This window comes from Bacillus sp. SLBN-46, from assembly GCF_031453555.1.
GTDB lineage: Bacteria > Bacillota > Bacilli > Bacillales > Cytobacillaceae > Neobacillus.
The window spans coordinates 699,131-719,242 of sequence record NZ_JAVIZM010000001.1 but is presented as its reverse complement, the minus strand read 5'-3'; the positions used below and the strand labels follow the sequence as shown (position 1 = coordinate 719,242).

Below are 20,112 nucleotides of genomic sequence, written 5' to 3'. Positions count from 1 at the left end.
ACTATCACTTCAAAGTGCCAATCCAACCTTCAACATTCTGCACTTCCGCTTGGCGCGGGAATACTTTTTCCATGAGCACACGGTGAACCTCAGAATCTGCATCCAGACACGCATCCGAAAGCACAGTAATGGAAAAGTCTTTATCCGCCGCTTCCCTTACTGTTGATAATACTACTCCACTTGTAGAAATTCCGCTGAGAATAAGTGTGTTAATTTGTTGTGCGCGAAGGATGACTTCAAGATTGCTGCCCGCAAAGGCACTAATACGATACTTGGTAATAATGGGCTCATCAGGCTTAGGCTGGACAGATTCGTGAATTTGGGTAGATGAATCCATGAGGGTCATTCCACCGGCTTTAGAGATAGCTGAGAATATCTTGTTTGTTGGACTGACCTCTGGGTAGCCTTCACTAAACCCTACTCGAACAAAAATAACGGGTATATGATTTTGCCGAGCGGCTTCCACAGCTCTCTGGAACGGTTGAAGAATCTCAGTGTTTTCTGCGAAGCGGGATACAATACCATTTTGAAGATCCATTACTAACAATGCCGTTTTACCATTTTGATTGTTCATGTATTTTCTTCTCCTATTCATTTTAATCGTATTATGTATTTATTAAGTATGTGTATATATGATATTATTTTAAAAAACAGAAGAGGTTATCATATGAATACAACATTATCATCGACAGGATCAACTAAAACAAGAGTCATCGTCATTAACGCACTTTTCATCGCCTTAACCCTCGTAGCCACAATGTTCATTAACATTAGGCTCCCATTAATGGGTAACGGAGGTCTCATCCATTTGGGTAACGTACCTCTTTTTATTGCTGCCTTAGTATACGGCAAAAGAACAGGATTCATAGCAGGCGCTTTCGGAATGGGCTTGTTCGATGTGATTTCTGGTTGGGCCCTATGGTCACCATTTACCTTTGTCATTGTTGGGGCAATGGGCTTTGTAGTCGGACTTATTTCCGAGAAAGTACCTGGCAAAAGGGTCGTTGTGAACTCTTTGGCAATCGCAACTGCGTTAATCATCAAGGTGGTTGGCTACTATTTTGCCGAGGTGATTCTATACGGAAACTGGATTCAGCCTTTTGGTTCGGTCCCTGGAAACATCATGCAGGTCGTCATAGCGGGTATCATCGTAGTCCCTCTTGTAGGACGATTAAAGAAAAGAGCTAAACAGTAAACAAATAATGGGGACAGTCCCCCAGCGCTTTAAAGCAGCGGGGGACTGTCCCCATTTTTACTCCATTAGGTTCAAGGCAGTATGAATATAGTATTTTTTCGTCACTATATTCCCTGAGTCACTAAAAACTCCCATTTTATAAATCGAATTCTTCCCTTCAAAAATCATTCTTCCATCTGCTCCACGTTCAAACGCTATTTTTGATATGTCCCTTCTGGGAGACGAATTAATCTTTTGGATTATTTGTCTGATAACCTTCCTATCTTTAATGACAAACGGTCCTTCTTTATCCCAATTCTTATAAAGGGTGATTTTTGTTATGTCATTATCTTTAATAATTTTATCTTCTAAATGGTTATAACTGCATCCACATAACATAATTATTGTGAAAATTACTGAACCTATAAATAATAAGTAAGACCTCTGACTCATGCCCATCACCCCCATTACACCTTTATCACCAAAATCCTTACATAAATTATGAATAATCATCTAAAGATAAAAATAAAAACAAAGAGGATTATCCTATGAAAAAGTTATTGATTTGTTTAGTCATTATTTTCGTTTCAAGCTCAAGTGGTATCTATTCATCGAACTTTACTCATACCTCATACGCACAACGGAAACCTATTCCTCCCTATGCTAAGTGGGGACGTTTGGCAATGAAGAGTACTCAGGAGAAGTACCCAAATGCCCAAATTAATGACTATCTCCATATCGGACGAATTAGCGGTTCTCGGTCGTCAACTGAGAAATTTAAATTATGGCTAAAAGATCAACAAAAAGAATTTGGCGTTTTAGTAGATATTGAATTTAACAATACAACAGAAAAAGTCATTAGGGTCACTTTTAAGGAAACCACCAAATGATACCTTGAACTAACCTGCCGTAGTTTCCGTAAATTTATTAATCAATTGTCCTCCTTAAGTAATTCTCTAAACTAGAAAAATATTCCTTTTTATTCCCCTGCTCGTTTTGTTACCAGCTAAATGCGTGTCAGGACATTCTTTCGGCTCATAATAACAATGCTGTTTATATTGTCCTGCCATTGGCCTTTCGAACCGCTTCAAAAGAGAAATTTCCTCCTTGCACTTGATAGATGAGCTCTGTTTGATCATAAACTCTAGCGCCACCAGTCGAATTACAATGGCACCAAAAGGATACAATGAAGAAGTGGCGTGAATTTTCAAAATCTTTTACAATAAAGTCAGGCATCTATTGTGGAAAAATCGGATAAAAAAATCGTTTTAAGAGAGGCGGTAGAGGAAATGGAATCAGTTAAACAAGTAACAGTAGAAACAACTGTTCAATCACCCGTTGAAAAGGTATGGGAATACTGGACAGAGCCCACTCATATAACCAAATGGAACAGTGCTTCAGACGACTGGCACACACCAGTTGCAGAAAATGATCTAAGACCAGGTGGGAAATTCCATTCGCGCATGGAGGCCAAAGATGGCAGTTTTGGCTTCGATTTTGGTGGAATTTATGATGAAGTGAAATTGCATGAAGTGATCGCTTATACACTCGGCGATGGAAGAAAAGTTCAAATTACCTTTAAAGGTCAAGGAAACGAAACCCAAGTAATCGAAACGTTTGATGCTGAAACGACGAATCCCGTTGAGATGCAGCAACAAGGATGGCAGGCGATTCTAGACAACTTCAAAAAATACGCAGAGCAATCGTAAAAAGCCGTGGTGTCAGGCACCCCTCATGGGCAATTGTCCCTTGTAGGTGCCTGACACCATTAATCTAAGTGAGATGTACTATTTGCAAACCTTATTATTTGTAGACCCTTGTAATAATCCAAAAAATGAATTCCTGTATTATTGGTGTGGAACCATTTATTATTTTCCTTTGGTAATTCAAGAAAACTTTCAATCATTTTGGTGATCATTCCACCGTGGGTTACTACTGCAACTCTAGTATACTCACTACTATTTTCTTTGATAATTGAAAGAACCCTTTCCCCGCGCAACCTAAATTCTAGATTACTCTCTGATTCCTGTTGTTCTCTTAACTGATCTATGTATTCAACAGGACAACCAATCATATTGGTTAATTTCTCGGCAGTTTCCCTAGCTCTTTTTAACGTACTACTCCATATAAAATCAGGTGGAAACTCATTTAATACGCGTTGCGCCATTTTCTCTACTTGTATCCGTCCATTGGGTGTTAAAGGCAAATCTGTTGTTCCATTATAATTTTCCTCTAAAAAGTCATCTTCCGATTCTCCGTGACGAATCAACAAAATCTGCATTTTTCACACTCCTTAATCTTTATAATTCAAAGTTCTATAAGGACAATATGCTTGAACAAAAAGGTATATACATTAAAATAAAGACTAATTCTATTAGGTTTAAACGTAATAAATGTTCCACCTCTAATTTAAGCAATGATGTTTATAAAATTCTTTTTCCTTACCTTTAAATCCTTCTTTCACTAGATAGCACCGTTCAATAAGCACATACCCTATCCAAAAAAGGTAATAATACGACTACATAATCGAAAAGAGGTGGATTGAAAAGAATGAAAAAGATGCTAATGGCTTTTATATTTTCCCTTCTTATTGCTTCTTTTCAAACAACAACCGCTTCGGCAGATCAACCCACTCAAGATTCCGAAGAACTTCGGTTACAGGATATGCTTATGAACATGCTTACTCCTTATATCAGAGAAGATTTGAAAAAATATTATTATCCTAAGATTTTAAAGGATTTTTCACCACAGGTCTCTCCATGGTTAATTGAAGTGATTGAAACAAAAAGAGTAAATAGCTTTCGTGGCTTACTATTAGAGATTACCTTTGAAATTGAGCCTGACGATGGTGGACGCCACGTTCCCGTTGGCAAGGACCGAATGACATATCGGATTTCATATGGACCAGAAGTGGAGTTAATCAATCACACTCACCTAAAGACGTATGAATTATCTACCAAATTACAAGGACAGTTTGATTTTAATAAGCTACCAAAGTTGTTTAGATTTGTTCTTACGAAACGATTTTAAGTACTCTTATAACTTTAACCTTCTTTCATCGTAAGTTTTTTCATCCTCCGTACCAAAACTGTAACCATCAGAAATAATAGATTTGACTGGAACGTGTTCCACTGACCATCCTCTAAAACCATAGCAATCAAGAAGTAATTAACACCCTCTATAAAATACTTGTTCTGTGAGTGCACCTTATAATTTACCCCAACATAATACACTCTAGGGTTATTAAATTTCTCTATATAACGATCAGGCAAAAATTGTTTGCCGTATTCGTAAGGTAGTTCCTTCCACCTAACAAGATTCGCTTTTTTAATATTCAACAAGCCACGTTTATCCGCTTGATTTTCTTTGTTAGCAACAAAGTCTAACAATTGCTGTCTATTATCATTATTCCACCAAGAAATAGCATTTTCCCACTGATTATTATTTAGATCATGAATATAGTATTTGATAATATTTATTGGAGCGGTAGGTTCTTCTCCTCTAACAGGTAAAGTAAATGGGGTAAAGTAACTAAATAAGATTAGAACTAAGACCGTTATCCTCAATTCCCAACGCCACCTAGTACAATTTTTCCTTAGGTTGCCCTTTTACCTACTAGATACCCAACCTTCTATCACAAAACTGTTCAACTTCTGTTTATGAAACTCCTCCTTCACCCCCACTAGAACCCTCCCCTTGGTATTCTAGAATTGAAACTTTTTATGAAGTGATACGTATCATACATTTAAATAGAATTTTAGAAAGGAGTCGGAGTATGAAAAAAGTACATTTTTTTCTTATAATTGCGGCCTCACTGTTCCTAAACGCATGCTCATTTCTAGGGGAAGTGAATAATTCAATTGAATATGTCAATCAAGCGACTGACCATATTAATAAATTAAATACCTTTGCAGAGGAAGCTCCTCAATTGATCGAGCAAGCTGCCAATGATTTAGCTATCCAGAAAGAACTTGAAACTAAATTGGTGACCCTTAAGCAGGATATAGTAGCCTTTATTAACATCAATGACGTCCCTACTGTGGCAAAAGACATCCATCAAGAATTAGTTGTTAAAAATGAACTCTTACTTGACGAAATCAACGAAGTGTTACAAAACGGACATTTGGCGTTGGATCAGTTAGAAAGCTCCCAACTATTTACAACGGTTAATGACGTAACCAATTTGTTAAATAGAATAAAAAACCTGGGGCAATAGCATAAAAAACAGCCAGTTAGGTAAACTGGCTGTTTTTTTAAGTGATCACTACACGAGCTATCTCAGCAATAAACATAGTGTCTATATCGCAATATACTCGTATCACTTGCAAATCTAATATGTTAAGATAAAAGTATAAGTCAACCAAAAAATAACTTTAGTTAACATTAATACCTGTCGAACTGGGGGTTAATTATGTATAAGCTACGTGGACATCATCTTTTTTGCCTTTTGGGCTATCGTGGAATGGGCTATTCCCAAGAATATGTGGAAAATATGACGCGTTTGCATCAAACCTTGAGGGAGAACCCTGAAACGTTGATTGAGCTTGTAAAAGGACCTGATCAATTATGTGAAAAGTACCCGAACACTGGCGATTACCACTGTCAGGATGCCAACCTCTATGAGAGGGATGCTGTTATTTTAGAAAAAATGGACCTTCTAATCGGGAAAATCCTGAAGTGGGAAGACATTGAGGCCCGCATCAAAAGGCAGGTCGTCCCCACTGATATTCAGATTGTTTGTGAAACCTGCCACTGGCGAACCTACGGGGTTTGTGAAGAAGGCATTCAAGAGATTCTTGATGGGAAGGGCTTAAGAGAAGTGAAATAAGCCCTCCCTGTTTTTTTGCTTGAACGTTTCATTAATGAATATCAATCTTTCTGAAATTGCCGCCCTTTACTTCTGCTACATCATAGACAGTAACGAAGGCCTTCGGGTCAATTTCATTGATGATTTCCTTTAGCTTGGTTTCTTCTAATCGGTTAATGACACAGGTAATTTCTTTAAACATTTCATTGGAAAAACCGCCGTACGCTTCTTTATAGGTTGCCCCACGGCCTAAGCGATCACGAATGGTCTCAATCATTGATTCAGGTTGATTCGTGATAATAAGGAAGGTTTTCGAGCCGCTTAACCCTTCTTCAACAATATGAATGACTTTTGAAGCGATAAAGTAGGCAATGGCTGAAAGGAAGGCCCCTTGGAGACCGAATACGGTGGAAACGAAAATAAATACAAACGTATTTAAGAAGAGAATAAGGTCACTTGTCCCAAACGGTAATTTCCGCGAGAGCAGGACGGCAAGCATATCAATGCCATCTAACGCACCGCCATTACGCAAGGCTAACCCCATCCCAAAACCGAGGATAATCCCGCCCACTACAGTAATTAACAAGGTATCCCCTTCAATAATAGCCGGGGTATGGTGCATGAGGCTTGTCCCAACAGCTAGTGAGATGATTCCGATAATCGAAAAAATCGCGAAGCTTTTACCAATCTGTTTATAGCCTAACCAAATGAAGGGGAGGTTCAACACGGCAATGAGAATTCCTAGTGGTAAACCAAACAGTTCGGAGCCAACGATGCTAAGACCCGTCACGCCCCCATCCGAAACGTTATTTGGAATTAATACCGTTTCAAGTCCATAGGCCGCAATAAATCCACCGAGGATCACCATGAACCCCCGTAAAATCCATTTCAGTTTGTTCGTCTTTTGTTTTTTAATCGTACTCATCAAATTCCTCGCTTTGTTTTTCTTTATTTATTTAATTTTACCATAACATTCTCCTTTACCTATTCCGGCAGGCCTGCTATCCATAAAGACAAGCTGACACGGAAAAATGAGCCAATCCCCCTTATAAAATCAAGATAATCGTCCCAACCGTAATAATGACTCCGCCCAAAATCTTATGTTTTGCTACTTTCTCTTTTAAAATAAAAAAGCTCAACACCATCGTGAGCACGACACTAAATTTGTCGATGGGAGCTACGACCGAAACATCCCCTAAGGCAATCGCAGCAAAATAGCACAGCCACGACAAACCAGTGGCCACACCTGATAGGATAAGAAAAAGATAGCCCTTTTTGGAGATCCGCCACAACTCCTTAAATGTCCCTTGAAACAACACGATCCCCCATGCAAAAAAGAGGATGACAACAGTTCGCAAAAAGGTACCGACATTCGAATCGACCCCTTCCAGCCCTATTTTTGCTAAAATAGCCGTTAACGCAGCAAACACAGCCCCTATCATCGCATGGACAATATAGCGTTGAGAGCCTGTAAATCGTTTCTTCTCTTCGTTTTTTCCAATTAAGATAAACGTACCAATGGAAATAATGGCCCCACCCGCAATTACCACGGCTTTTGCAGGCTCTCCCAACACAAGAATCGATAAAATAATGGTCAGCACAATACTGGCCTTATCAATCGCCACGACCTTAGACACTTCTCCTATTGCCAGAGCCCTGAAAAAAAACAGCCATGACAAACCCGTTGCAATGCCCGAAAGGCCAATAAACAATAATGCTTTGTTGGTAATCGTAGAAATCGTATGAAGTTGATGGGTAACCAGGACCACGATAAAAGCCATGATCACCACAACGATGGTCCGAACCGCCGTGGCTAAGTTGGAATTGACGTTCTCCATTCCGATCTTGGCTAATATCCCGGTTATTGCCGCAAACAAAGCGGCCAACAAGGCCAACACTACACTCATTCCAAACCCTTCTTTTCCATGAAAAATGTGGACCGTACTAAATGCCTTTTAGGATAATATATCTTTCCCTCGTTATTAACAAAATATAGTATAATAACTGGTAACCACAATTTTATTGAAAATAACGGAACTAACATAAGCAAATATTACTGTTTGGCTTATTTTTTATTTCGACTTCTATTGTGAAATGTGTAAAATTTCATAGATGGTTAGATTGCTAGATGAGGCCACTTCTGGTTTTTCTTGAAAAAAGCTGAAATGGCTATAGCCCCATTTATCAGGATTGTAAATTAAGAAATCCCCACTCTTTGCTTCTGCATTTTTCACATACTGATCCACTGCAGTGAATGAAAAATCGACTAATGATTGCTGTTCTGGAATGCGCCCCGCATATTCAATCGCGTATCTACTTTTAGAAAAATTCTCTTCCAAGGTTACATTTAATGGTACTCCAATGTTAATATGCTGCCATCCAAATGAAGCTAATATATTGTCATAATACCCGTCAAAGACAAAGGAATTCATCCCTTGCGCAGTGTTCCAAATATACAAGGGTGCGTAGGAATTGTATAAGCTGCCGTTTTTCCCAGACTCTGTGGTTAAATAGGCCTTAAACAACAGCCCCGGAAATCCATCTGTCTTATGCCCGTTTTCTTGCACTCGCCGTCTAATAATATTCATATCGTAATCCGTTGGTAAAATAACCTTATATTGCATACCTATCATACGTACCACTCCTCTTATTCGCTATAAAATAATGGTAACCTTTGGGTTTTGTGGTGTAAAATAGGTGTTAGTGATTGGTGACATCATTTTAAATGATGGGGTGGAGTAAAAATGGAGTTAAATGATTTGATTATATTCAAAACGGTAGTTGATGAAGGGTCCATCACGAAAGCGGCCAAAGAATTAGGGTATGTTCAACCTAATGTATCTGAAAGAATCAAGAAACTCGAACAAGAACTAGAGGCCCCTTTATTGCATCGGAATCACAAAGGCATTTCGTTACTTCCATCTGGAGAAATTTTGTTGGAGTACGCGAACCGAATCCTACATTTAGTGGATGAAGCCAAACGTGAAATTAAAATTGGCGGGGAGACGTACCGGATTGGCACTTCTCCATCTATTTTGTCCTCTTATTTAAAGAACCGGATTAAAGAAGATTTTACGAAGTATCAATTAATTATTGATCATAGCAGTCAATTGCAGCCATTGTTATTTCAACAAAAAGTAGACATGATCATTACCTACACGAATCATGCGAGTCCTGAATTGGAAGAGGTATTCCGCACCAAGCTTTCAATGAGCCTGCAAAAAGCAAAAGGAAAACCTGTTCCTGATTATGCCGATGAGTTTTTTTTCGTTAGTCACGACCCACAGTGTCCTTTTCGTAGGCATACCGTTGCATTCATGGAGGAGCATGGACTCTCCCAGCGAAAACTCCATCAGGTGGATTCCTATTCCTTAATCAGGGAATTTGTTGTTCAAGGAAAAGGGGTAGCGTTCTTGCCCAGTAACGTGGTGGATGTAGACACGATCGACGAGTTATCGACTGCCGATCTTCCTATTTATTTTTATATTCATCGCGCCTCCCGGAAACGAATTCCGAATGACATTTTTTAAAAAAGAAGGAAGAAAGAGGTACAAACCAGTCTTTCTTCCTCTATTATTTTATTAGTATTTAATGATTAAAGGTGAATTTTGCCTAGACCGGTTCTCTTCTCTTTATTTTACTTCCCCGGCACTGCTCCTAAGACCTCTTTGGTATTCATATCAACAAATATAACAATTGGTCCTCCACTATTTGGACCATCCGTTTCGAGCATTACTTTTAATGTCTTTATTCCTTTTATGTTTCGTTGTTTGTGAGTCATTCTATTGTGAATAATTAGGTCTGTTTCCGATGTATACTCTTCCACTTTAGCATTCTGACAAAATTCCCAGATTAAGTGGAAAAATGTCCTTCATAAGCACGATGAAAGACAAAATCACATAGGTTAAGTGGAAAAATGTCCTTCATAAGCACGATGAAAGACAAAAATGCTTAACTCAAGATGATTTTTGTCCTTCATAAGTAAAACCTGCCCAGACCCGAAAAAAAGTTTACATTTATTCTACAAAATTTGGAAATAAAACCCCCATCAGGGACAGTCCCCCAGACTAGTAATGCGTTAAAGCACCGGGGGACTGTCCCCACCAATTACTTATAAGTCTTTTTGGTCTACATTTAGTTCAATCAGGTTGCCATCTGGGTCGGCGCAGAAGATCTGGGCGAATCCGCTTTTTCCATGTGGTTTTTCAAGGACTTCCACTTCATTCTGCTTCAACCATTCCAAAGTGTCATAGTAATTCCCCACTCTGAGGGCAAAGTGGCCTTCTCTGCTGGATAAGCGTTTATCCTGACGAATCGTCTGCGATGAAGGATCGACGATTAAGTGAAGCTGCTGGCCCTCGATTTCGTACCAGGCGCCTGGAAAATCAAAAGCTGGACGCGGTATTTCCTTTAAACACAAAATTCTACTATAGAAGTCTTTTGCTTTTTCCAAATCAGTCACTGTCAGACTGACATGATGGAGGCATTTGTATGTAATCAAACCCTTCCCTTCTTTCCTTAGGATGTAGGCTCAAGTGGAAGGCTGCTCAATTGCACTTTCTTATTAGCGATTTCCTTTAAGCCCCTTTTGATCATGAGAAAAACTACAGTCCATGATACGAGCATCAGGAAGATTTGTCCAACAGGAAACATTCCTGATATAGGAGTGTCCCATAAAGCATGGATCAACACAACGAGCGCGAAGACCCGGATAAACCTTGGCTTGAACAGCATGTTCAGTTCAAAGGTCTTTTTCCCTTGGACTCGGCAAAAGGCAGCCCCTGTTAAAGCAGCCCACGCAACATGGCCGCCGGGAGCCAAAAAGCTGCGCACTAGGATGGTTGAATACAGGCCCGGAAAACTACCGGATAGGAGTGCTCTTAATGAATATCCAGCCGTTTCAAACGCCGCAAACCCAGCTCCGACCGCAGCTCCTAATAGCAATCCATTGAGAGTGTAGCGGTATTTTCTCGTTCGCACAAAAAATATGACGACTAGCGCTTTAGCCAGTTCTTCCACAATCCCAATCGTGATTGGATTGATGTTATTTTTTAATATATTAAAAAACAGCAGCGCCACTAACATCGAGAGGATTCCCCCGATAAAGACGACATAAATGATTCTATAAATAGCAATATTCTGCGGCGCATTCATTTCCCAAAAGAAGATCAGTGTCGAGATCGGAACAGCAAATGCCCCAACAATGATAAGCCCTGGTATAAAGTTGATATTTTTGAATATGCTTACCCCCACATACAATCCTATGAAGGAAATAAGCGCAATCAGAAATACTCTCGCGAACAGCCACGGCTTCGGCCAAGTTTCCTTCACTTCTTCAAGCTTGGGTGTGGTTAGTGCGGTTCCCACCACGAAAAGCCGTTCAGCCTCCAGTTCACTATGCTTTCGAAATACCCGAGAGAAGATATTTTGAAATTTAGGCTCCACCGAGCGTGCATACTTCGGCACCATGTCGACATAGGTGGCAAACTCATAAAAAAGGCTATTTGAATCTTGAGGTGTGTCGCCGTCTCCCAAAAAGGTAAAACCGCAATTGAGACAGTACTTTCCCTCATGCTTATTGTCATAATCACATTCCGGGCATTTCATGTAGGATCCCCCTCTTTATATACGACTCTTGAAAATTCATCTTTTTACTTTCCCCTTTAAACCATTGTTATATTAACTTTTTGATAATAAAAAAAGAGCCAATCGACCATTTTAATCGATTAGCTCTTTTTATTAGGTTGGTTGAATCTTTGTCGATCTTCGTTTTTTCCTTAAGACCCGGGTTTCCAGAAAATAAGTAGGAATGATGATGGCTGCCCAGATGGCAAAGTAATTAAGAACGACTAAAAATGGGTTGCTGTTACCACCATGTCCTTCTCTTCCTTCTCTTCCGTCTCTATCACCAAATTTCCCTCTATGAAAATCTTCTCCGTTAGGCGGTTCCTGATTTGCATTTGCGGTAGTTGTCGTCCCAGTATTCCCACTAGTAGCCGCCTGCCCGCTTTGTTGCATTTGCTCCTGCTTGAAATTACCCATGCTTGGTGTAGCGGTTGAAGCAAACCATTGGATTCCACCTGCCAAAATAGCGAGTGACAGGACAACAGATGCGATTACACCCTTCCGAAGCTTCCCTTCCTTGGATTTAAACTCTCTTTTACAGATACTCATAACCCATTGCCAATGTACCCCAACATGAAGACCAACAAACGCAAGGGTAGCATCTGCAGATAATCCATGGATTTCACGAAGAGCGTGTCCCCCTTGAACAGCAAGACTTGGAAAAACGACTTTCGAAATGAAGATTCCCGTAATAATAACGGTTGCCATCGAAATTAAAAGTAATATATTTAACAGATAACTAAATCGTGTTTTCTTAGGTAGTTTGGGATCAAAAATCTTTTTCGTTGTATTAATCACCCATTGGTAGTTCAATCCGATGTGCGCCAGAATCGCTACGCCTATTACAAGACCCGCGATTTCATGGAACGGTAATCCGTCTAGGACTCTTGGATTCATGAGCAACACAAACGTGATGGCCATCAGCAAATCCAGTACAATTTTTGTAAAATTCTTTTTCATATTCATTCCTCCAAATTTACTCATAACCTTAACTGTTTCCCATTTTATTGAAGGAATCTTAAGATAACCTTAAGAAATTAAAAACTGTAAAAGGAGTGTTTAATTAATTGAGTAATAACAGATAAATAGAAAGGTTAGGCATGTATCCAATCATACGTAGGTGAAGGCTCATAATCTACTGTGACATGACATGAAAGGATGATAAGAATGTATTACTACATCCTATATCACCACTACCATCCGTGGTATAAGCCAATGGTAGTTCCTATTATTCCTCCCCCGCCGGTACCACCAGCTGCAGTTACCTACCGGAATTTTTTCGTTCCTTATTAACTCGTTTCAACAGAGGTAGAGAAGGGTACCTTAACCATGAGACTTGGATAAGGAGTGAATGAATATGGGTAAAAAAATCGCTGTTGTCGTAACTGATCATTTTGAGGACTCCGAATATATGGAACCGGTGCAGTCCTTTAAGGAAAAGGGCCATACGATTACCGCAATCGAAATGGAGAAGGATAAAACAGTGAAGGGAAAGCAGGGAACGAGTGAAGTCGTCATTGATGCAAGCATTGATGATGTCTCTCCTGAGGATTTTGATGCACTCTTCATTCCAGGTGGATTTTCACCGGATCTTCTTCGTGCAGACAAGCGATTTGTCCTCTTCGCCAAAGCATTTATGGATGCTAAAAAACCTGTGTTAGCCATTTGCCACGGCCCCCAACTGCTTATCACAGCAGAAACGCTTCATGGGCGTGATGTAACGGGATATAAATCTATTCATGTAGATTTAAAGAATGCAGGCGGTAATTTGCATGACAAAGAAGTCGTCGTGTGCCAGAATCAGCTTGTCACCAGTAGACAGCCGGATGACATACCAGCATTTGTTGAAGAGAGTTTGCGAATATTAGGATAGCAGAAAGGCAGTGGGATGTTCCCTCTGCCTTTTTTATGAACAAATGAGCAAAATATTTATATGTTTATCGTTTGTTCAATTAGAATTCTACAAAAATGAAGAGGAATTCTACAAAATTTTAATTAATTCTACAAAATCGAAGAAGGATTCTACAAAAGTTGGAAACAATCTTCCAATTCTACCTCAAAAGGACTGATTCACATAGGAATTCTACAAAATTGAGAGCGAATTCTACAAAATTTCAACTTATTCTACAAAACCAAGGAGGAATTCTACAAAAGTTGGAAATCATTTTCCAACGCACCCTGCCAAGTTAAAAGGAGTCCCACTTTTGATTTCTGTAATCATTGTAGTTGGGAATAAATGTATTTCTCCTTTTGGATAGATGTCATTTATTTTAGAAACCTAATTGGTTTGCCAGATAACAAAAAAAGCTAATCGACCATCGTCAATTAGCTTTTCTCCCCTTTATTGATTCCCTTTTTTAACCCATTCTGCAACTGTAACTGTACGTTTCGCTTGGTGTTTAACTGCCGCCTGTACATCTTCAATCATTTTTCCATCTTGCCCCACTGTAACGCTTGTTCCATATGGGTTTCCACCTGCACCGAACGTTACAGGATCGGTATATCCAGGAGCAGCAACGATTGCACCCCAGTGATACATAGTCGTATAAAGTGATAATATAGTAGCTTCTTGTCCGCCATGTGGATTTTGTGCAGAGGTCATCGCACTTACAACCTTATTCACAAGTTTTCCATTAAACCATAGACCACCAGTTGTATCAAGGAATTGCTTCATTTGTGAAGGCATGTTACCAAATCTAGTAGGTACACTGAAAATGATGGCATCTGCCCATTCCAAGTCTTCCAATTGAACCTCTGGTACATCGTTTGTTGCTTCTACGTGCGCTTTCCAAACCGGATTCCCTTCGATCGCTGATTGTGGCGCAAGTTCTGGAACTTTTACTATTTTTACCTCAGCGCCAACTTCTTTTGCTCCTTCTTCGGCCCATTTTGCTAGTTGATAGTTTGTGCCACCCATGCTGTAATAAACAACAGCTAATTTTACATTTGTCATTTTCTCTATCTCCTTATCAGATGAATTTCCAAACAATTTGGATAAGATACCCAATTAAACACACCACCTATTATGTCTTCTTTTTACCATTACATTCATTTATTTAATGATTACACTTCGATACCAATCAGCCGCAGCATCCACCTCTTGGAGTGTTAATTGATGCCCCCTGTGCTCCCAATGAAGTTCCACATTCGCATGAGCCTTTTCTAATAAGGATTGTAGTTCGGTCGATTCCATTGGCGAGCAAATCGGATCATTTGTCCCAGCGGCAATAAACACGGACTTACCTGATAAATCAGGAAGCTCGATTCCTTTTCTTGGTACCATGGGGTGATGGAGAATAGCACCCTTCAAGGCGTTTTGATAATGGAACAATAAACTGGCAGCTATATTCGCACCGTTAGAATATCCAATAGCAATCATATTATCTCGGTCGAAACCGTACTTTTCTGCTGCTTCATCTAAAAACTCATTTAGTTCTTTTGTTCGAAAAATAAGGTCTTCTATATCGAATACTCCCTCAGCTAATCTTCGGAAAAATCGAGGCATTCCATTTTCTAATACATTCCCTCGAACGCTCAATACAGAAGCTTCATCATCTATTCTTCCTGCAAGAGGCAACAAATCTAGTTCATTGCCACCCGTACCATGAAGCAATAATAACGTTGGTTTTGTTGGATTTTTCCCTTTATTGAATATATGTTTCATTACTTATCTCCCTCCAGAACACGAATCTCCACTTGCGGTAAGGTTTCTTCTAATTCTTCCCTTTTTGACTCTAACCAAGACGGTAGCATAAGTTTTTTTCCAAGTTCATGAGCAGTTTCATCCACCGTAAAACCTGGTGGGTCGGTTGCTATTTCGAAAAGGATTCCCCCTGCTTCATGAAAGTAAAGAGCCTTGAAGTAGTTACGGTCAAGAATCTCTGTAGGATAATACCCATTTTCTACAAGAAGGGATTTCCACCTTTGATGATCTTCCTCATCGCTTGCTCTCCATGCTATATGGTGAACCGTTCCGGCTCCCATCAGTCCCCGGACTGATGGATTTAACTGAATATCAATAGTATTACCAACATTGCCTTCAGACTTCAATCTTAGAAATTCATTCTCTTGACCCATGCATTCTAATCCCAAAACATTTTCCAGTACATCTATTGTTTTATGTGGCTGTGCCGATAACAGAACAGCACCGCCAAATCCTTTAATCGCATTTTCTGGTTGAACTCCACCAAAACTCCAAGTACTCATTGGTCCTTCATCTCGTTCAGTCAATTCAATTTGAAGTCCATCAGGGTCATTAAACTTTATATATTTTTCACCAAAGCGAACAGAAGAAGAAAATTGAACTCCGAATTTACCTAATCGTTTCTCCCAAAATGGAGCGGAACCTTTCGGAATCACATAACTTGTCACGCCAACTTGACCCGTACCAATTCGACCTTTTAGCTGTTTAGCCCAAGGGAAAAAGGTAATAACAGTGCCTGGTTGGCCCGTGTCATTCCCAAAATAAAGATGGTACACTTCTGGTCGATCGAAATTAATGGTTTTTTTAACAAGTCGTAACCCCAGTACACCTGCATAAAAGTCGATGTTCCTTTGTGCATCGTTTACCATTGCTGTTATATGATGGATCCCTGCTGTTTTTTGCATGTTATCCCCTCCATTTTTCAATGGGACTAAAAAACTTAATTAGGTCTTTCCATTTCAAAAATCTCACCAATTTTTGCGTAATTATTGCCAGCCAATCTGCTAACCGCAGCTAGACCCCTTGGATCGATTCTTCCATTTTCATAAATGTCGCTTTCGATATGAAATTGAACAACTTTGCCTATTATCACATCACAGCCCGGTGTATCCAAGCCTCCCAATTCCAAAGAATGCTCTACTAAACATTCCATTCTGATTTTCGCTTCCTTCACTCCAGGAACTGATATTTTCATACTTTCTACCGGTGTTAAGTTAGCTAATTCTATCTCACTTTGATCAGGTGGAAGGTTTGCTGCTGTTTTATTTATCTTTTCAACATTTTGCTCATCCACGATATGAACCACAAATTGCTTGGATTCGATTATATTTCTCGCTGTATCCTTTTGTCTCCCTGATGAACGTTGGATCGATAAAGAAATCATTGGGGGATTAGATGACACGATATTAAAATAACTAAATGGTGCCCCATTTAAAACACCGTCTTTTGAAAGTGTAGTGACAAAAGCGATTGGCCTAGGTATGATGCTACCTATTAGAAATTTATAATTGTCTCTTTCAGATAATGATGCAGGATCGATTGAAAGCAAAGAAATCATTCCTTTTCACATAATCAGTCTAGGTTTCTTATTTTAAAAGGTAGCAAGGCTTGTTCAATTTGCGCTCTTTGCGGCTCATACTGTGATGGCAGCATTAATTTTTCTCCCATTGTCGCTAAAGACTCATCATGAGCAAATCCTGGAGGATCCGTCGCGATTTCAAACAGGATTTCTCCATGCTCTCTAAAGTAAATCGCATTAAAGTAGTTTCTATCCCGAACAGCAGTGACACCATAGCCATTCGCCGCTACATATTGCTGCCAATCAAGTTGATCCTGGTCATCAATCGCACGCCATGCGATATGGTGAACGGTTCCTACCCCCATTCGCCCGCGTCCAATCGGCGTTAATTTAAGGTCAATCACATTCCCAATATCCGCAGTGGAGCGATAACGCGCAAAGTCTTCTTCTTTACCGATTAATTCGAGGCCCATTACTTTTTCTAACAATTCAGCCGTTCTGTTCGGCTGGGTAGATAATAGCGTGGCTCCGCCAAAGCCTTTAATCGCCACTTCAGGTGTGACGTCACCGAAGGTCCAATGATTGATTTCTCCTTCTTCTCTTTCAACGATTTCCAAGTGAAGACCGTGTGGATCATCAAATTCCAGATATTGCTCTCCGAAGCGTTCCATAATGGTAAAAGGAACATTGAACTTCTCTAACCTTTTTTTCCAAAATTCAAAGGCACCTCTTGGAACAACGTATGATGTGACACCTACCTGGCCGTCTCCAATGGTTCCTTGACGAGCTCCTGCCCATGGGAAAAAGGTAATGATGGTGCCAGGCTTCCCACCTTCATTCCCAAAATAAAGGTGATACGTACCTGGATCATCAAAGTTCACTGTTTGCTTAACTAAACGCAACCCCAACACTCCTGCATAAAAATCCACGTTTTCCTGGGGATGCCCTACGATGGCTGTAATATGGTGAATGCCCATTGTTTTCTTGCTCATTTTTTACCCCTCCTTATAAAAATTCAATAGTAGTATTTTTTAAAAGAAAAATATATCTAGAGCGTATTTGCCAGGACCAATTAAAGCGATACCAATAGCAACTGCCAGTAAAGTTAGGTTATATTCATATCCATTTGATGTTGCCCATAATCCGTTTGGAGCATGCACTTTTACAATAGCCATGATCATGGTTCCTGCAATCAACAGTGCAGCAAGTGGAGTTAAGAATCCTACAGCAAACAAAATCCCACCAATAAGTTCTGCCAAGCCTGCGAAAAGTGCCATGGTTACACCTGGTTTCATTCCAATGGATTCAAACCAGCCTCCTGTACCTTTTAATCCATAACCTCCGAACCAGCCAAACAATTTCTGCGCCCCATGACCAATGAATAGTACACCTACGACCAAACGAATGATTAATAAACCAAGATTTAACATTATTTTATCCTCCTAAAGTTTTGTTTATCTCGAATTCGAGATATATTTTTAAAAAAATATTATCTTTCACTACTTACCTTTTTCAAAAGTTTAACCAATAGCTCAGACTCATGAGAATCTAAAGAACCAAACATATTATTAACTAATTCTTGATGCTTAGGCATAATTTCCTCCATCAAGCTATTGCCATTAGCAGTTAACGCAACATGTATGGCTCTCCGATCATTCGGACAAGCACTGCGATTCAACATGCCTTTCTGTTCCAATCTATCAATAACATAGGTCATAGAACCACTAGTAATTAATATTCTGTGACCAATTTGTTGTATGGTTTGCTTTCCTTTGTTATAGAGCACTTCTAGAACAGAAAATTCTGTAATACTAAGGTTGTATTTTGTCATTTCCAACTTCATTCTCTCATGAATTTCTTTTGATGTTTGCATCAATACAAGAAAGGGCAAATTTGTACATTTTCTGTTCATCCTCTCACCTCCTGTTTTATTTTGAATTAAGATATCTTGAATCTGAGATAATAATAAATCTTTTTTACGTCTATGTCAATAGACTGTTATAAATAAATTAAAGATTTAAGGAATGGATTCATTTTTAGGCATATAACAAATCAACCATGTATATGGTGAAACACGGGAGGCATAAACATAAGGGGGGCTTGCCATGCTTACAATAGCTATTATCGTTACTGCTATTGCAGCGGTTATAACGATTGCAGCAGTGATTCACTCGATACGGAATCGGAATTAATTTTGGCATAGTATGATTAAAACCCCTTCTCATTTGATAAAGGGTTCCGTTTTCGGGTGCTTTCTTTCTTATTAAAAGACACAAGAATTGACGTATGAATTGGCATACGTCTTTTTCTTTATTTATCATGGTTTCTACGAAATTTCATTAACTTTGACATAGCAATCAAGAGGGTCCGCAATTAACGGTTGGGGGATCAGGTTATGCACCCGATCTGATAAATAGACGGAAAAATTCCGCTTAATTCGTCATTATTATTAAAAAAAGCTAAAATAGCCGGAGAGATTCCGTCTAATGACTCTAAAAATTCGAAAATGGGAGATTTCGCTTTGCATAATCGGAAAAACTTCCCTTATTTACCACGAAACGAGCTCCATTTTGCATCTAACCGGAAATTCTCCGCTTATTTTCAACTGATTTTGGGTAGGGTGCACCAGGTAAATAGCTTTGGTTGTTTGGGCGTTTTGGGTGGTGAGGTGGTGGTTGATATGTTGTTGAAAGTGGACGATAAATTTGAAAAGTGGTCGATATCCTGGGGAAAGTGGTCGATATCCTTTTCAAACCGGTCGATATCCTGCAACAAGTGGTTGATTTCCTTTTAAAAGTGGTCGATATCGGGTTTCTGCACCAGAACAAGGACTTTTTAGGTAGCCATTCGAGGCTAAACCTATTAAATAAGCGATTGCCGCTGGTTAGCAATCGCCTTTGTTTTTCTATTTTTAGCAGACGTCCAACTAGTAAAATAAAAAAGTTAATAGCTTGGAAATAACATCAGAGCTGCCAGGCAACAATAATAGTAAGGATGTAACAATGAACACGAATCCATTTACGAGTAGAAACATAGCCTTTTTAACTGTGTCAAAAAAGCCTTTCAGTACTCCTATAACAAGAAGGACTACACCTATAAAGAGTAATAGTAAATAATAGAAACCCATTCCCAAATCACCTCATAGTTCTGACCCACTAAATGGCATACTGTCTCACACTTTTACATACATAGTAATTTTATGTATATAGTTATTCTACGTATAAGGTTAAACCATGAAACCCACAAAGCAAATAACTTTGTATTATTTTTCCTGTTCTATTTAT

General features: G+C 39.3%; 26 protein-coding genes and 1 pseudogene. 9 read left to right on the top strand and 18 right to left on the bottom strand.

From position 1 onward, the window contains the following. Positions 1-4: 4 nt before the first annotated feature. A complete protein-coding gene (locus QFZ87_RS03745) occupies positions 5-574 on the bottom strand; it encodes a cysteine hydrolase family protein (protein WP_309867627.1) in 570 nt (189 codons plus the stop codon). Positions 575-667: 93 nt separating this feature from the next. Here QFZ87_RS03745 and QFZ87_RS03740 point away from each other — a divergent pair, with 93 nt between their 5' ends. Further along, positions 668-1,195: an ECF transporter S component gene (locus QFZ87_RS03740; RefSeq protein WP_309857930.1), complete on the top strand. Its 528-nt coding sequence runs from the start codon at positions 668-670 to the stop codon at positions 1,193-1,195. Positions 1,196-1,252: 57 nt separating this feature from the next. Here QFZ87_RS03740 and QFZ87_RS03735 read toward each other — a convergent pair whose 3' ends face one another. Next, entirely contained in the window at positions 1,253-1,687 is a 435-nt protein-coding gene (locus QFZ87_RS03735; RefSeq protein WP_309857927.1) for a hypothetical protein, read from the bottom strand. A gap of 35 nt (positions 1,688-1,722) precedes the next feature. Between QFZ87_RS03735 and QFZ87_RS03730 the strand changes: the two genes are divergently transcribed. Both QFZ87_RS03730 and QFZ87_RS03725 read left to right on the top strand, forming a co-directional pair. Continuing rightward, positions 1,723-2,064 carry a YqzG/YhdC family protein gene (locus tag QFZ87_RS03730; RefSeq protein ID WP_309857924.1) on the top strand — a complete coding sequence of 114 codons (342 nt, stop codon included), beginning with the start codon at positions 1,723-1,725 and terminating at the stop codon, positions 2,062-2,064. A 399-nt stretch (positions 2,065-2,463) separates the two neighbouring features. Continuing rightward, positions 2,464-2,883 (top strand): SRPBCC family protein, encoded by a 420-nt coding sequence (locus QFZ87_RS03725; protein WP_309857921.1) that lies wholly within the window; start codon positions 2,464-2,466, stop codon positions 2,881-2,883. Positions 2,884-2,942: 59 nt separating this feature from the next. Here QFZ87_RS03725 and QFZ87_RS03720 read toward each other — a convergent pair whose 3' ends face one another. Next, positions 2,943-3,455 (bottom strand): histidine phosphatase family protein, encoded by a 513-nt coding sequence (locus QFZ87_RS03720; protein WP_309857919.1) that lies wholly within the window; start codon positions 3,453-3,455, stop codon positions 2,943-2,945. 269 nt (positions 3,456-3,724) lie between these two features. On the opposite strand from QFZ87_RS03720, the pseudogene QFZ87_RS03715 reads away from it, so the two are divergent. Next, positions 3,725-4,123, top strand: a pseudogene (locus tag QFZ87_RS03715) (DUF3888 domain-containing protein); the annotation flags it as partial. A gap of 95 nt (positions 4,124-4,218) precedes the next feature. Here QFZ87_RS03715 and QFZ87_RS03710 read toward each other — a convergent pair. Next, the gene (locus QFZ87_RS03710; protein WP_309857913.1) at positions 4,219-4,740 is read right to left on the bottom strand and encodes a hypothetical protein; all 522 of its coding nucleotides are present in this window, start codon (positions 4,738-4,740) and stop codon (positions 4,219-4,221) included. Positions 4,741-4,949: 209 nt separating this feature from the next. On the opposite strand from QFZ87_RS03710, the gene QFZ87_RS03705 reads away from it, so the two are divergent. Then, a complete protein-coding gene (locus tag QFZ87_RS03705; RefSeq protein WP_309857910.1) occupies positions 4,950-5,390 on the top strand; it encodes a DUF6376 family protein in 441 nt (146 codons plus the stop codon). A 195-nt stretch (positions 5,391-5,585) separates the two neighbouring features. Further along, the gene (locus QFZ87_RS03700; protein ID WP_309857908.1) at positions 5,586-6,002 is read left to right on the top strand and encodes a DUF1284 domain-containing protein; all 417 of its coding nucleotides are present in this window, start codon (positions 5,586-5,588) and stop codon (positions 6,000-6,002) included. A 31-nt stretch (positions 6,003-6,033) separates the two neighbouring features. Here QFZ87_RS03700 and QFZ87_RS03695 read toward each other — a convergent pair whose 3' ends face one another. The 3 genes from QFZ87_RS03695 to QFZ87_RS03685 form a co-directional block, all read right to left on the bottom strand. After that, the gene (locus tag QFZ87_RS03695) at positions 6,034-6,906 is read right to left on the bottom strand and encodes a YitT family protein (RefSeq protein WP_309857906.1); all 873 of its coding nucleotides are present in this window, start codon (positions 6,904-6,906) and stop codon (positions 6,034-6,036) included. 121 nt (positions 6,907-7,027) lie between these two features. Further along, a complete protein-coding gene (locus QFZ87_RS03690; protein WP_309857904.1) occupies positions 7,028-7,888 on the bottom strand; it encodes an EamA family transporter in 861 nt (286 codons plus the stop codon). A gap of 177 nt (positions 7,889-8,065) precedes the next feature. Then, the gene (locus tag QFZ87_RS03685) at positions 8,066-8,614 is read right to left on the bottom strand and encodes a DUF4865 family protein (RefSeq protein ID WP_309857902.1); all 549 of its coding nucleotides are present in this window, start codon (positions 8,612-8,614) and stop codon (positions 8,066-8,068) included. Positions 8,615-8,725: 111 nt separating this feature from the next. Between QFZ87_RS03685 and QFZ87_RS03680 the strand changes: the two genes are divergently transcribed. Then, positions 8,726-9,511, top strand: coding sequence for a LysR family transcriptional regulator (locus QFZ87_RS03680; protein ID WP_309857900.1), 786 nt, complete (start codon positions 8,726-8,728; stop codon positions 9,509-9,511). Positions 9,512-9,618: 107 nt separating this feature from the next. On the opposite strand, the gene QFZ87_RS03675 is transcribed toward QFZ87_RS03680, so the two are convergent. The 4 genes from QFZ87_RS03675 to QFZ87_RS03660 form a co-directional block, all read right to left on the bottom strand. Further along, positions 9,619-9,762 (bottom strand): hypothetical protein, encoded by a 144-nt coding sequence (locus QFZ87_RS03675; protein WP_309857897.1) that lies wholly within the window; start codon positions 9,760-9,762, stop codon positions 9,619-9,621. Between the two features lie 330 nt (positions 9,763-10,092). Continuing rightward, positions 10,093-10,482: a VOC family protein gene (locus QFZ87_RS03670; RefSeq protein WP_309857894.1), complete on the bottom strand. Its 390-nt coding sequence runs from the start codon at positions 10,480-10,482 to the stop codon at positions 10,093-10,095. A 17-nt stretch (positions 10,483-10,499) separates the two neighbouring features. Next, a complete protein-coding gene (locus QFZ87_RS03665; protein ID WP_309857891.1) occupies positions 10,500-11,588 on the bottom strand; it encodes a PrsW family glutamic-type intramembrane protease in 1,089 nt (362 codons plus the stop codon). Between the two features lie 132 nt (positions 11,589-11,720). Continuing rightward, the gene (locus tag QFZ87_RS03660; protein ID WP_309857888.1) at positions 11,721-12,566 is read right to left on the bottom strand and encodes a DUF4405 domain-containing protein; all 846 of its coding nucleotides are present in this window, start codon (positions 12,564-12,566) and stop codon (positions 11,721-11,723) included. 397 nt (positions 12,567-12,963) lie between these two features. Here QFZ87_RS03660 and QFZ87_RS03655 point away from each other — a divergent pair, with 397 nt between their 5' ends. Continuing rightward, on the top strand, positions 12,964-13,479 hold the full coding sequence (locus QFZ87_RS03655; RefSeq protein ID WP_309857885.1) for a type 1 glutamine amidotransferase domain-containing protein: 516 nt from the start codon (positions 12,964-12,966) through the stop codon (positions 13,477-13,479). 468 nt (positions 13,480-13,947) lie between these two features. Here the strand turns inward: QFZ87_RS03655 and wrbA are convergent, their stop codons facing one another. The 7 genes from wrbA to QFZ87_RS03620 all read right to left on the bottom strand — a co-directional run bounded on the left by wrbA (position 13,948) and on the right by QFZ87_RS03620 (position 18,740). After that, positions 13,948-14,559, bottom strand: a complete 612-nt coding sequence (gene wrbA / locus QFZ87_RS03650) for an NAD(P)H:quinone oxidoreductase (protein WP_309857883.1) — start codon at positions 14,557-14,559, stop codon at positions 13,948-13,950. 99 nt (positions 14,560-14,658) lie between these two features. Next, the gene (locus QFZ87_RS03645; RefSeq protein ID WP_309857880.1) at positions 14,659-15,270 is read right to left on the bottom strand and encodes an alpha/beta hydrolase; all 612 of its coding nucleotides are present in this window, start codon (positions 15,268-15,270) and stop codon (positions 14,659-14,661) included. Next, positions 15,270-16,214, bottom strand: coding sequence for a ring-cleaving dioxygenase (locus QFZ87_RS03640; RefSeq protein ID WP_309857877.1), 945 nt, complete (start codon positions 16,212-16,214; stop codon positions 15,270-15,272). Before QFZ87_RS03640 ends, QFZ87_RS03645 begins: the two co-directional genes overlap by 1 nt. A gap of 35 nt (positions 16,215-16,249) precedes the next feature. Next, positions 16,250-16,858 (bottom strand): flavin reductase family protein, encoded by a 609-nt coding sequence (locus tag QFZ87_RS03635; RefSeq protein ID WP_309867625.1) that lies wholly within the window; start codon positions 16,856-16,858, stop codon positions 16,250-16,252. Positions 16,859-16,881: 23 nt separating this feature from the next. Beyond that, a complete protein-coding gene (locus QFZ87_RS03630; RefSeq protein ID WP_309857874.1) occupies positions 16,882-17,820 on the bottom strand; it encodes a ring-cleaving dioxygenase in 939 nt (312 codons plus the stop codon). Positions 17,821-17,859: 39 nt separating this feature from the next. Then, a complete protein-coding gene (locus QFZ87_RS03625; RefSeq protein ID WP_309857871.1) occupies positions 17,860-18,258 on the bottom strand; it encodes a DoxX family protein in 399 nt (132 codons plus the stop codon). Positions 18,259-18,317: 59 nt separating this feature from the next. Then, a complete protein-coding gene (locus QFZ87_RS03620; RefSeq protein WP_309857869.1) occupies positions 18,318-18,740 on the bottom strand; it encodes a MarR family winged helix-turn-helix transcriptional regulator in 423 nt (140 codons plus the stop codon). 800 nt (positions 18,741-19,540) lie between these two features. Between QFZ87_RS03620 and QFZ87_RS03615 the strand changes: the two genes are divergently transcribed. Beyond that, positions 19,541-19,789 carry a hypothetical protein gene (locus QFZ87_RS03615; protein WP_309857866.1) on the top strand — a complete coding sequence of 83 codons (249 nt, stop codon included), beginning with the start codon at positions 19,541-19,543 and terminating at the stop codon, positions 19,787-19,789. The last annotated feature ends 323 nt before the right edge of the window (positions 19,790-20,112 follow it).

Coding starts and splice junctions, on each gene's coding strand:
- QFZ87_RS03655 (WP_309857885.1), top strand. CDS start 12,964: ATGGGTAAAAAAATCGCTGTTGTCGTAACTGATCATTTTGAGGACTCC.
- QFZ87_RS03660 (WP_309857888.1), bottom strand. CDS start 12,566: ATGAAAAAGAATTTTACAAAAATTGTACTGGATTTGCTGATGGCCATC.
- QFZ87_RS03720 (WP_309857919.1), bottom strand. CDS start 3,455: ATGCAGATTTTGTTGATTCGTCACGGAGAATCGGAAGATGACTTTTTA.
- QFZ87_RS03665 (WP_309857891.1), bottom strand. CDS start 11,588: ATGAAATGCCCGGAATGTGATTATGACAATAAGCATGAGGGAAAGTAC.
- QFZ87_RS03705 (WP_309857910.1), top strand. CDS start 4,950: ATGAAAAAAGTACATTTTTTTCTTATAATTGCGGCCTCACTGTTCCTA.
- QFZ87_RS03675 (WP_309857897.1), bottom strand. CDS start 9,762: ATGACTCACAAACAACGAAACATAAAAGGAATAAAGACATTAAAAGTA.
- QFZ87_RS03680 (WP_309857900.1), top strand. CDS start 8,726: ATGGAGTTAAATGATTTGATTATATTCAAAACGGTAGTTGATGAAGGG.
- QFZ87_RS03625 (WP_309857871.1), bottom strand. CDS start 18,258: ATGTTAAATCTTGGTTTATTAATCATTCGTTTGGTCGTAGGTGTACTA.
- QFZ87_RS03620 (WP_309857869.1), bottom strand. CDS start 18,740: ATGAACAGAAAATGTACAAATTTGCCCTTTCTTGTATTGATGCAAACA.
- QFZ87_RS03700 (WP_309857908.1), top strand. CDS start 5,586: ATGTATAAGCTACGTGGACATCATCTTTTTTGCCTTTTGGGCTATCGT.
- QFZ87_RS03645 (WP_309857880.1), bottom strand. CDS start 15,270: ATGAAACATATATTCAATAAAGGGAAAAATCCAACAAAACCAACGTTA.
- QFZ87_RS03690 (WP_309857904.1), bottom strand. CDS start 7,888: ATGAGTGTAGTGTTGGCCTTGTTGGCCGCTTTGTTTGCGGCAATAACC.
- QFZ87_RS03630 (WP_309857874.1), bottom strand. CDS start 17,820: ATGAGCAAGAAAACAATGGGCATTCACCATATTACAGCCATCGTAGGG.
- QFZ87_RS03745 (WP_309867627.1), bottom strand. CDS start 574: ATGAACAATCAAAATGGTAAAACGGCATTGTTAGTAATGGATCTTCAA.
- QFZ87_RS03740 (WP_309857930.1), top strand. CDS start 668: ATGAATACAACATTATCATCGACAGGATCAACTAAAACAAGAGTCATC.
- wrbA (WP_309857883.1), bottom strand. CDS start 14,559: ATGACAAATGTAAAATTAGCTGTTGTTTATTACAGCATGGGTGGCACA.
- QFZ87_RS03685 (WP_309857902.1), bottom strand. CDS start 8,614: ATGATAGGTATGCAATATAAGGTTATTTTACCAACGGATTACGATATG.
- QFZ87_RS03640 (WP_309857877.1), bottom strand. CDS start 16,214: ATGCAAAAAACAGCAGGGATCCATCATATAACAGCAATGGTAAACGAT.
- QFZ87_RS03695 (WP_309857906.1), bottom strand. CDS start 6,906: ATGAGTACGATTAAAAAACAAAAGACGAACAAACTGAAATGGATTTTA.
- QFZ87_RS03730 (WP_309857924.1), top strand. CDS start 1,723: ATGAAAAAGTTATTGATTTGTTTAGTCATTATTTTCGTTTCAAGCTCA.
- QFZ87_RS03735 (WP_309857927.1), bottom strand. CDS start 1,687: ATGATTATTCATAATTTATGTAAGGATTTTGGTGATAAAGGTGTAATG.
- QFZ87_RS03725 (WP_309857921.1), top strand. CDS start 2,464: ATGGAATCAGTTAAACAAGTAACAGTAGAAACAACTGTTCAATCACCC.